General features: G+C 64.0%; 7 protein-coding genes. 1 reads left to right on the top strand and 6 read right to left on the bottom strand.

Translation table 11 applies throughout. The features are described from left to right. Positions 1-480: 480 nt before the first annotated feature. On the top strand, positions 481-2,001 hold the full coding sequence (locus tag Q7U29_RS25835; protein WP_304746166.1) for an acetyl-CoA acetyltransferase: 1,521 nt from the start codon (positions 481-483) through the stop codon (positions 1,999-2,001). A gap of 281 nt (positions 2,002-2,282) precedes the next feature. On the opposite strand, the gene Q7U29_RS25830 is transcribed toward Q7U29_RS25835, so the two are convergent. From Q7U29_RS25830 to ltnD, 6 genes are all read right to left on the bottom strand, one after another. Next, a complete protein-coding gene (locus Q7U29_RS25830) occupies positions 2,283-3,986 on the bottom strand; it encodes a methyl-accepting chemotaxis protein (protein ID WP_304746164.1) in 1,704 nt (567 codons plus the stop codon). Positions 3,987-4,175: 189 nt separating this feature from the next. Further along, entirely contained in the window at positions 4,176-6,272 is a 2,097-nt protein-coding gene (locus Q7U29_RS25825; RefSeq protein WP_304746163.1) for a methyl-accepting chemotaxis protein, read from the bottom strand. A gap of 387 nt (positions 6,273-6,659) precedes the next feature. Next, a complete protein-coding gene (locus Q7U29_RS25820) occupies positions 6,660-8,687 on the bottom strand; it encodes a methyl-accepting chemotaxis protein (RefSeq protein WP_304746168.1) in 2,028 nt (675 codons plus the stop codon). A 360-nt stretch (positions 8,688-9,047) separates the two neighbouring features. Continuing rightward, positions 9,048-10,337 carry a 3-oxo-tetronate kinase gene (gene otnK, locus Q7U29_RS25815; RefSeq protein WP_304746161.1) on the bottom strand — a complete coding sequence of 430 codons (1,290 nt, stop codon included), beginning with the start codon at positions 10,335-10,337 and terminating at the stop codon, positions 9,048-9,050. After that, a complete protein-coding gene (gene otnI, locus Q7U29_RS25810; RefSeq protein ID WP_304746159.1) occupies positions 10,334-11,116 on the bottom strand; it encodes a 2-oxo-tetronate isomerase in 783 nt (260 codons plus the stop codon). Before otnI ends, otnK begins: the two co-directional genes overlap by 4 nt. A gap of 24 nt (positions 11,117-11,140) precedes the next feature. Further along, the coding region (gene ltnD, locus Q7U29_RS25805) for an L-threonate dehydrogenase (RefSeq protein WP_304746157.1) at positions 11,141-11,832 on the bottom strand (692 nt) is incomplete at its 5' end.

Here is an 11,832-nt window from a genome sequence, read left to right as displayed (position 1 = left end):
GATGCTTTTGCATCGCCGGGATGGCGCTGCACCGCGCCCCTTCGGGCCGACTTGCCTTCCGCAGACTTGACGCCGGCCACTGAGGCGTCAAGTCCACACGGCTTGACGCCAAGAGGTTTTTCCCGGTGTTTTTGCAGGGTTCAGCAGCCGGGCCCGATCGGGCCTGTTCCAGTGCGGTGCTCACGGACTGAAGCAAGCCGACCAGCACACTGCTCTGGCCCGGCGAAAGCGTCGGTCGCCGATTTGGCACGGGATTTACCGCACGGTCGAGAGGCCCGCGCCTGTCGAATTGGGTGGTCAGGTGCACGCAAAGCGGAATTGCCAGCCGCGCCAAATATTCACAGGCTCTGAGGAGCGGCGTCTTCGCCGCGTCTCGAAGGATGGCCGCAGGCTCATGCGCTGCATTCATCCTTCGAGACGCGGCCAAGAGGCCGCTCCTCAGGATGAGGTCTGAGAAGGCTGAGAAAGAGAAACAAGAAAATGTCGAATACCCCCACCCCAGTCTCTGAAGACCGTATCCCCGTCATCGTCGGCGTCGGCGAAATCACCGACCGGCCGAAGGAGATCGCCGACGGGCTGGAGCCGCTCGCGCTGCTGGAGCAGGCGCTGCGGCGGGCGGAGGCCGACAGTGGCGCCAGGTTGCTCGGCGAGATCGGCTCGCTCGACATCGTCAACTTCCTGAGCTGGCGCTACCGCGATCCGGAGAAGCTTCTGGCCGCTCGCCTCGGTATTCAGCCGGCGCATCTCTACTACGGCCCGGTCGGCGGCGAGAGCCCGATCCGCTATCTGCATGAGGCCGCAAAGCGCATCGCGCGCGGCGAATGCAGCGTCGCCGCGGTCTGCGGCGCCGAGGCGCAGTCGACCGCGACCAAGGCGGAACGCGCAAAAATCGATCTGCCGTGGACGCCGTTCGCCCATGACGTGGAAGAGCCGAAGCGCGGCGCCGCGTTCCAGAAGCCGATGGCGGTCAAGCTCGGTGTGTTCAGGCCGATCACCGTCTATCCGCTCTATGAAACCGCGACTTCGGCGCATTGGGGCCAGACCCCGCGCGAGACGATGGCGGAATCCGGCGAGCTGTGGGCGACCTACTCGAATGTGGCATCGGAAAATCCCAATGCCTGGCTGAAGCGGCGCTTCACGCCGGAGGAGATCACGACGCCGACGCCGGACAACAGGCTGATCGCCTGGCCCTACAACAAGCTGATGGTGGCCAACCCGACCGTCAACATGGGCGCCGCCGTGCTGCTGACCAGCCTTGCGAAAGCCAAAGCCGCCGGGATCCCCGCGGATCGCATCATTCACGTCTGGGGCGGCGCCTCCGCCGAGGAGCCGCGGGATTACCTGGTGCGCGACCAGTTTTACGAAAGCCATCCGCAGAACGCCGTACTGAAGGCGGTGATGAATCTCGTCGAGGGCGACGGCAAAAAATTCGACGCCATCGAACTCTATAGTTGTTTCCCCGTAGTGCCCAAGATGGCGCGGCGGACGCTGAGGCTCGGCCCCGACGTGCAGCCGACCGTGACCGGCGGCCTCACCTTCTTCGGCGCGCCGCTCAACACCTACATGACGCATGCGGCCTGCGCGATGGTGAAAAAGCTGCGCGCCGGCGCCAAGCTCGGCCTGCTCTACGGCCAGGGCGGGTTCGTGACCAAACATCATGGGCTGGTGCTGTCACCGCAGGCGTCGCCGCACACGCTGGCGCAGGACACCAGCGTGCAGGCCGAGGCCGACCGCCGCAAAGGCGCGGTGCCGGAGTTCGTCACCGAGGCCGGCGGCAAGGGCAAGGTCGAGAGTTTTACCGTGCTCTACGGCCGCGGCGGCGAGATCGAGCACGGCGTGGTGATGCTGCGAACGGCGAATGACGCCCGCGCGCTGGCGCGGGTGCCGGCCAATGACAGCGCCACCCTGGCGCATCTAACGAACATGGACCGCACGCCGGTGGGAACACTGGGCGATATCGTTGCCGCAGACGATGGCGTGCTGGAGTGGCGGGTGGGATAGTCCTTCTGCTCACCTCTCGCCTCCGCCAAAAATTGCGAAAACAACCCCATGCACAGAATGGCTTGAGTGGCGGAACTCGTGCCGGCACAAGATATGGTACGCCGCGGCTCCGATGGAGGGCGAGGTGAACGACTCGCCCTACCCCTTGCTGCTCTGCTTCTCCGAAGCCGTCGCGGGTCTTCCTCCACCCCTGCCCTTGTCGGAGGCGACGCGGACCCGATCGCCGTCGGCGATGCCGTCCGGGAGCGCGCCGACGGAACCGGAGGCCGTGACCGGCCGTGTCAGGCCGCTCTGACCGAGCTCAGGAACTTGCCGACCTCGAGCTTGAGGCGGTTGCTGTCGCCGGACAGCGACTGTGCCGCGGACAGCACCTGCGAGGAAGCCGTCCCAGTCTCGCTGGCGCCACGCTGCACGTCGGTGATGTTGGACGAGACCTGCTGGGTGCCGTGCGCCGCCTGCTGCACATTGCGGGAAATTTCCTGCGTCGCCGCACCCTGCTCTTCCACCGCCGAGGCGATCGTCGATGATATCTCGGACAGGTTTTCGATCGTGCCGCTGATTTCCTTGATGGCGTTGACCGAGTCCTGGGTCGCCGCCTGGATGCCGGTGATCTGCTGGCCGATTTCGCCGGTCGCCTTGGCGGTCTGCTCGGCCAGCGCTTTCACCTCGGAAGCCACCACCGCAAAGCCGCGGCCGGCCTCACCGGCGCGCGCGGCTTCAATGGTGGCGTTGAGCGCAAGCAAATTGGTCTGGCCGGCGATAGTGTTGATCAGTTCGACCACGTCGCCGATCCGGCTTGCCGCCTTCGACAACTCGCCGACCCGGTCGGTCGTGGTGCGCGCCTGATCGACGGCTTCGCCCGCTATCCGCGCCGAGTCCTGGACCTGACGGCTGATCTCGTTGACGGAAGACGCCATCTCCTCGGTCGCCGACGCCACCGACTGCACGTTGGTGGAGGCCTCCTCTGAAGCCGCCGCCACCATGATGGTGAGTTCCTGCGCGCGTTCCGCAGACGCCGTCAGCGTGCCGGCGGAGGCTTCGAGTTCGGTCGAGGAAGAGGATACGGTTTCGATGATCTCGCCGACGGCGCTTTCGAAGTCGTCCGCAAGCTTGTGCATGTCCGCTTTGCGACGGGCGACGGCATGGGTCTCCGCCTCCTTCTGCTCGGCCTCCAGGCCCTGGCGGGCGGCAGCATTGCTCTTGAATATCTCGACGGCCTCGGCCATCTCGCCGACCTCGTCCCGCCGGCCAATGCCGGGCACCTCAACGTCGAGCTTGCCGCGGGCGAGCTCCTTCATCGCGATCGTCATGCGCTGCAGCGGCCTGGTAATGCCCCGCGCGATGAACATCGACGCCGCCAGCATGAGCAGCAGGACCAGACCGGCAGCGATCAGGGACCGCCGGGTCGAGGACGACACCTGAGCGTCCAGATCATCAACATAGACGCCGGTCAGGATGCTCCAGCCCCAGGGCGAGAACCCGACGACATAGGAAAGCTTCGGCTGTGGCTTGTCGGATCCTGCCCTCGGCCAGAGATAGTCGACGAACCCGCTGCCCTTCTGCTTCACCAGTTCGGTCATCTCGACCGAGAACCGTTTCCCGGTCGGATCCTTCACGTCCGACATGTCTTTGCCGACGAGCTGCGCCGCGACCGGATGCATCAGCACGCGGGGCAGCAGGTCCTGAATGACGAAATATTCGTTGTTGCCATATCGAAGCATCGCGACCCGGGCCAGCGCCCGCTTCTGCGCGTCGGCAACGGCAATTTCACCTTTCTGTGCCGTCGCATGTTCTTCCTTGACGATGCCGAGGGCGAGCTCCGTAAGATGCTGCAGCTCGATCTGCTTCTGCTGCTTGAGGCTCGATGCCAGCTCACGCGAGTCGAGGATCGCAATCCCCAGGAGTCCCATGAAGCTGAGGCCGATCAGTACATAGATCTTTCGGCCGATGGTCATCCTGAACTGGCTCAGCATTGCAAACGACATTCTGGTCTCCACGGGATGGTGCGCATTCGTCTGAAACGACCCAAAGCAGCGCGAATGCAGCGACGACCGGGCCAGGAGGGCTGGTCTCGCATGCGACCTCCGCCTCCCGGTCGGGAATCATAATCGACACGAGTTTGGTTCCCGTTAATCCTCGATCCGGAGACGACGGAATTTGCCCCCTTCCCTTCGTCAGGCCGCCCTTACCGAACTCAGGAACTTGCCGACCTCGAGCTTGAGGCGGTTGCTGTCGCCGGACAGCGACTGTGCCGCGGAGAGAACCTGCGAGGAGGCCGAGCCGGTCTCGCTGGCGCCGCGCTGCACGTCCATGATGTTGGACGAAACCTGCTGGGTGCCCTGCGCCGCCTGCTGCACGTTGCGGGAAATCTCCTGGGTCGCGGCGCCCTGCTCTTCCACCGCCGCGGCGATGGTCGAGGAAATCTCGGACAATTTTTCGATGGTGCCGCTGATTTCCTTGATCGCAGTCACCGAATCCTGCGTGGCGGCCTGAATGCCGGTGATCTGCTGACCGATCTCGCCGGTGGCCTTGGCGGTCTGCTCGGCCAACGCCTTGACTTCGGAAGCCACGACCGCGAAGCCGCGGCCGGCCTCGCCGGCACGCGCCGCCTCGATGGTGGCATTGAGCGCCAGCAGATTGGTCTGACCCGCGATGGTGTTGATCAGTTCGACGACGTCGCCGATCCGGGCGGCCGCCTTCGACAGTTCGCCGACCCGGTCGTTGGTGGTGCGGGCCTGGTTGACGGCTTCACTGGCCATCCGCGAGGATTCCTGAACCTGGCGGCTGATCTCGTTGACGGACGACGACAGTTCCTCGGTGGCGGAGGCCACCGACTGCACGTTGGTGGAGGCTTCCTCGGATGCCGCCGCGACCATGGTGGTGAGCTCCTGTGAGCGCTCGGCGGTCGAGGTCAGGGTACCTGCGGAGGCCTCGAGTTCGGTCGAAGCCGAGGATACGGTTTCGATGATCTCGCCAACCGCGCCTTCGAAATCGTCGGCGAGCTTGATCATGTCGGCCTTGCGCTGCTGCGCGGCGACCTGATCCTGCTTGATCTTGGCTTCGGCTTCGGCGCGGGCCTTCTCCTCGGCCTTGACCTTGAAGCCTTCGACCGCCTGCGCCATGTCGCCAATCTCGTCCTTGCGGCCGAGCCCCGGCAGCACGACCGAGAAATTGCCGTTGGCGAGTTCTCCCATCGCGCCGGTCAGTGCGAACAACGGCCGCAGAATGCGGGAAAATGCAATCCAGAAGCTGAGCAGCACCAGACCGATACTGGCCAGCAGGATCGCGCCGTTGACGGCCAGGCTTGACGTGCTCTTCGCTGCCTGGTTGGTCGCTTCCTCGTCGGCCGCCTTGCCTATCGAATCGGCAAGCTGGAGGATCGAATTGATCGCGGTCGTGGCGCGCGCGACATAGTCGCCGCCGGTGATCTTGTATTCTCCGGTTTCGCCCGCTGCGAAAATGGCATCCCGGACCGTGCCGTAGGTGCCGAAGTATTCCTTGTCGACGCTGGCGATCGCATCGACGATCTTCGCAGGGATGCCGCCGCGCTGGCGGCTCGCCCTGATCGTTTCCCAGGCGAGTTCGACCTGGCCCCGGGTGCGTGCAACGATTCGAATTCTCTCCATGGTGAGCTTGCTGTGCGCACCAACGATGCCACCGAAGAACGCGCGCTCCCTGCCGGCATTCTCGGCCATTTGCGCGGTCAGGTGACGAAGACCGACCAGTTGCGTCAGCCCTACCGTCGGAGGGCTCGTCAGCGTCTCCAGCGTCAGCCGCAGCTTGTTTGCGGCAACCTCGATCAAACTGGTGATCGCGGGCGCGAAGCCCTCCACGACCTCCGATGTCCGTCCGGATCCGGGTTTGGCGAGGTTATCGTCAACCCTGCTGCGGAAAGCCTCGAATGCCCGGAATGCGCCTTCGGCCTCGGCGATTTCCTTTTCAGCCGCTTTCATCGCCGGGACGGCGCGAAGCTGCTGCGCCGCCTCGCGAAATGCCTGATCGGCGACCGTGCGTATCTTCACAATCTCGGCGCGACGTTCGGCCGGAAGCGCATCGGGGGATTTCAGCGGCGCGTTGGTCATCCCGCGTTCTACAGCCCATTGACCGGCGCTCTGCAACAGCCGTTGCGAAATCTGGTTGATTTTGAGGAAGGCCTCGGCATCCTGCCGCCGGACGTACGCCTCATAAGCGGCGAACCCGGCGGACGCTACGGCCATGATGGCGAGCGCGGAAATGATGAGCGGAAGGATCGTTCTGATCTTGAGATTCATGTGCCGGTCTCCATTTTTCGCCGAAACTTGCCAACAGGTTGATCGCTTCAAAACACGTCAAATCACGCATTTGCAGAAATGCCGCAGACCGCCGCAAGCGTCCGGGCGCTGCGAACAAGATGATCTTGATCGACGGCGAGCGGCCACGAGATGGAATGCTGGATCTGCAAGCCTGAAGTATTTTGCCTTTCGAGGAGCTCGGGATCGGGAGTGCCGATCCGGCTTCGTCACGCGGCATCATTGGCGCAGGTTGCAGTCACCTTGCGCCCGGCGGTTTAATAGTTAATGAAGTATCGAACCGTATGAATACGGACAGGCAATGCCAGGCATTTGCAGAAGCATCCCGCAGACGCCGCTCGATGGCTGAGCGGCGCGTCTGTCTCAGCGTCAGGCCGCCCTGACCGAGCTCAGGAATTTGCCGACCTCGAGCTTGAGGCGGTTAGAGTCGCCGGACAACGACTGTGCCGCGGAGAGCACCTGCGAGGAGGCCGAGCCGGTCTCGCTGGCGCCACGCTGCACGTCGGTGATGTTGGACGAGACCTGCTGGGTGCCGTGCGCCGCCTGCTGCACGTTGCGGGAAATTTCCTGCGTCGCAGCACCTTGCTCTTCCACCGCGGCCGCGATGGTCGACGAGATCTCGGACAGTCTTTCGATGGTGCTGCTGATCTCCTTGATGGCGTTCACCGACTCCTGGGTCGCCGCCTGGATGCCGGTGATCTGCTGCCCGATTTCGCCGGTCGCTTTCGCGGTCTGCTCGGCCAGCGCCTTCACCTCGGACGCCACCACCGCGAAACCACGGCCGGCGTCGCCGGCACGTGCGGCCTCAATGGTGGCATTGAGCGCCAGCAAATTGGTCTGGCCCGCAATCGTATTGATGAGCTCGACCACGTCACCGATGCGGGCGGCGGCCTTCGACAACTCGCTGACGCGGTCGTTGGTGGTGCGGGCCTGGCCGACGGCATCATTGGCCATTCGCGCGGATTCCTGGACCTGACGACTGATCTCGTTGACGGAAGACGCCATCTCTTCGGTCGCCGACGCCACCGACTGCACGTTGGTGGAGGCCTCTTCGGAAGCCGCCGCCACCATGATGGTGAGTTCCTGCGCGCGTTCCGCGGTCGCGGTCAGCGTGCCGGCGGAAGCTTCAAGCTGCGTCGAGGAAGAGGATACGGTCTCGACGATCTCGCCCACCGCGCCTTCGAAATCATCGGCGAGCTTGATCATCTCGGCCTTGCGCTGCCGGGCGGCGACCTGGTCCTGCGTGATCTTGGCCTCCGCTTCATCGCGGGCCTTCTGCTCGGCATTCTGGCGAATGACGGTGACGGTCTTGGCGAGGTCGCCGATTTCGTCGCCGCGATTGGCGCCGGGAATGGCGATATCGAGATTGCCGCCAGCCATCTGGCCCAGCGCGCCGTTCAGCCGGGTCATGGGACGCGCAACGCCGAGGAAGGAGAATATCACCGACGCGATCAGCGAAATCACCACCACGATCGCCACGATCATGCTGATCCGGTTGGCCTGCGCGATAGCCGCCGCAACTTCCTCCTTCGAGGCCGTCATGCTCTTTTGCGCACTGGAAACCGCGACTTCCATGAGTTCGCCGGCCTCCTTGACGATGTTCGTCGTGCGTTTTGTAACGATCTCGGACTTCAGTTCCTCGATCTTGACGGCCTCGTCATTGGCGGCCAGGAAACGCTTCACGATCTTGTCGAGCGAGGAGATCACGACAAGCAAGTCCCTGTCGTCGGCCTCGCCCCGCAACTCATTGAAGTTGTTCCTGAGCGCGGTCTGGGTCTTCGCAATCGAGCCGATCAGGCCTGCATCGCCGGTCGCGCCCAGCCGCCAGACCATGGCCTGCAGCGCGTTCACCTTGATGTCGGCCTGAAGCAGCAGCTTTTCAATCTCGACGCGGTTATCCAGCTTGGCCAGCGCCGGTGAAGCCTGTTGCGCTGAAATGGCCTTGGCCCATTCGACCGATATCTCCGAGCGCTTGTCGATCTGCGTGAGCAGATCGCGTTGCGCCTTCGCGAGTTCCTCGATACCGGCGCTGTAGCTCGCCATCAGGGACTTGATTTTCTGCAGTCGGTCCCGGGTTTCAGCCATCCGGGCGGTCGCCAATGCGGCGTCAATTTCCCTGGCTTCAATGGCGCCGAACTGGCGCATCTCGGCGACGGCGGTGTCGATGTCGGCCGGGGTCTTTGCCAGCCTGATGCCGCGGGCAGCGAGTTGCACCTGGCGCATATTGAGATGGGCCGCGAGCGTGCTTTCGGCCACCCGCTGAAGTCGATCGGTGCGGTCGTTCGCGGCGGTCACGGTGGATTCCGTCGCCAGCTGATTGGCGACCAGGCCGACCGCCAGCAACACGCCGACGACGCCGGCGAGACCCAACTTGTTACCGATGCGATTGAACTTGATCATGGCGGCGGTCTCTGTGCTGAGCGCGTTGGCGCTTCTGATGGTTGTCGCGTTTGATGCGTGAAGGCTCCTGCATCAAACACCACAGGTGTTGTCCTACCGTTAATTTGGCGGCTTCCCTGGCACTTTTTGAGTACAACCATGAGATGAAATGCGGCTGGCCTCACGTCGCCGGCCGCATCCAATGGCCCTTGGCCTGGTCAGGCCGCCCGCACGGAACTCAGGAAATGTCGGCCGCATCGTCGAGCGTTGCGAATCGAGAAACGCGACGCGCGGCATCACGCACCAGAGGTATTGTGGCTGCGTTAACTCGCTTCGGCAGGATTACGGAATGTTACAGCAGCATGACACGCGTCTGAGCTAGCGCATCAGCTTCAGCGCATCGGAGAAAAATTCCGGGCCACCGAAATTGCCTGATTTCAAGGCAAGCAGCATCTCACCCTTGGCAGCGCCGACAGCGCGCAGAACCGGCACTCCTGCAGCGATTTCCGCGCCAACCAGAAAGCCCGGAATGCCGAGGCGGTCGACCACCGCGCCTGAAGTTTCACCACCGGCAACGACCAATCTGCGCACGCCTGACTCGACCAATCCCTCCGCGATATCGGCCATGGCCTGCTCGATGGCATGCCCAACTGCATCGCGGCCATGTCGCAATTGCAGAGCTGCGACCTGTTCCGGTGTCGAACTGCTGGCGATCAGAACCGGACCTTGACCGAGGCGGCCACTGGCCCAGGCCAGCGCACGCCGGGCTTCCTCTTTGCCGGCGATGATTTGATCAGGGTCGAGGTGCAGCACCGGCATCACGGCTTCCGCAGCGGCGATCTGCTGCAGCGTCGCCTGCGAGCAACTGCCGGCCAGGCACGCCGCCAGCCCGCCCGCCGCCCCATCGGCCGCAGCCTGCGACGCACTGGATTCTATTTTTCCCGAGGTCACCAGCGCGCGGGCGAGCCCGAGCCCGATGCCGGATGCGCCGACGGAGAGCCGATGATCCAGCGCCACCGCGCCGATGGTTTCCAGATCGCGATCGAAGGCGGCATCGACGATGGCGGCGCCAAACCCCTTGCCGGAGAGATCGGCCAGCCGGGCGCGAACCGCGTCCGGTCCACGCGCGATATCGGCGAGGCCGATCAATCCGATTTTGGTCCGGCTCTGCCGCGCCAGCACCCGCACCAGATTGGAATCGTGCATCGGGTTGAGCGGATGGTCCTTCAACGGGCTTTCATTGAGCGGCACCGAACCCACGAACAGATTACCCATATAGACGGTGCGGCCGGTCTCGGGAAAAGCCGGCGTCACCAGCACGATCGCGTCGCCTGAATCGGCGCGCAGCGCATCCATCACCGGGCCGATATTGCCGGCGTCGGTGGAATCGAAAGTCGAGCAGATCTTGAACAGCACATGCTGCGCGCCGTGGCCGCGCAGCCATTTTTCCGCGGATCGCGAGCGTGACACCGCAAGGCCGGCCTCGATCGACCGGCTCTTCAGCGACACCACCACGGCATCCACCTCAGGCAACGCGAGGTCGTCTGCGGGCACGCCGATGGTCTGCACCGTGCGCAGGCCGCAGCGGGTCAGCGTGTTGGCGAGATCGGAGGCGCCGGTGTAGTCGTCGGCGATGCATCCCAGATACAATTTTCTGGCGAGCGTCACGATTTCGCTCCGGCATAGGGCTCGAACCAGCCGAGGCCATCCGTCGTCTTGCCGCGCGGGTTATATTCGCAGCCGACAAATCCGCCGTAGCCGAGCCGGTCGAGCTCGGCGAACAGGAAGGGATAGTTCAGCTCCTCGCCATCAGGCTCGTTGCGCGAGGGAATGCTGGCGATCTGGACATGGCCTGTTATCGGCATCATCTCGCGCAGCCGCATGGTGACGTCGCCATGGATGATCTGGCAGTGATAGATATCGAACTGCAGTTTCAGGTTCGGAATCTTCAATTCGGTAATCAGGTCGCGCGCGAAACCGAAATCGTTGAGGAAATATCCCGGCACGTTGCGCGAATTGATCGGCTCGATCACGACGTCGAGGCCGTGGGGCGCATAGAATTCGGCTGCCCACGCCACCGATTTATAGAAGTGCTCGACGGCTTTCGGTTCGCTGCGGCTGGCAATGCCCGCCATCAGGTGCAGCCGCTTGACGCCGGTCGTCTTTGCATAAGGCAGCGCCGTCTCGAGGCTCCGCTTCAGATCGTCGAAACGCTCCGGCAGCGCGGCAAAGCCTTTCTCGCCGGCATCCCAATTGCCCGGCGGCAGGTTGAACAGGGCCTGGGTCAGGCCGTTGCGCTTCAGCCGCTCGCCGACAGCATCTGCCGGATGATCGTAGGGAAACAGGAACTCGACAGCGGTGAAGCCGGCTTTCGCCGCCGCCTCGAAGCGGTCGAGGAACGGGACGTCGCTGAACATCATGGAGAGATTGGCGGCGAAACGGGGCATCCGATGTCCTCTTGTTCGTTGGCTTTACTTGGGCTCGCCCGGCAGCTGCGTGCCCGTGACGCGGGCATACATCCGCGCCACTGACGCATCGTCGTCGCGGCCCATGCCGGAGGCCGATGTCATCAGGAACATCTGCAGCGCCGCGGCCGACACCGGCACTGGAAACTTCGCCGTCCGCGCCATGTCCTGGATGATGCCGAGGTCTTTTACGAAAATGTCCACCGCGCTGCGCGGGGAGTAGTCGCCGTCGAGCACATGCGGCATGCGGTTCTCGAACATCCAGGAATTGCCGGCGGATGCCGTGATCACCTCATAGACTTTTCGGATGTCGAGGCCCTGTCTGGCGGCAAACGCGATCGCTTCCGAAGCGGCGGCGATATGTACGCCGGCCAACAGCTGGTTGATCATCTTGAACGCGGCGCCCTGCCCGGCGGCATCGCCCAGTTCGTAAAGCCTGGCGGCCATCGCATCGAGCGCCGGCCTTGCTTTCGCGAAAGCCGCGGAGCTTCCCGAGGCCAGGATGGTGAGCTCGCCCTGCGCCGCGCGCTGCGCGCCGCCGGAGATCGGAGCATCCAGATAGTGCCGGCCGGTCGCCTCCAGCTGCTTCGCCAGCCGCCGCGCCAGGTCCGGGTCCATGGTGGCGGAGGAGATGAACACCGCTCCGTCCGCCAGCGTTTCGGCGACGCCGTCCTTGCCGAACAGGATGGTCTCGGTCT

It is taken from the genome of Bradyrhizobium sp. (genome assembly GCF_030654605.1).
In the GTDB taxonomy this organism is placed as follows: Bacteria; Pseudomonadota; Alphaproteobacteria; order Rhizobiales; family Xanthobacteraceae; genus Bradyrhizobium.
The sequence above is the reverse complement of the archived record's forward strand: the minus strand, read 5'-3'. Positions and strand labels throughout refer to the sequence as shown.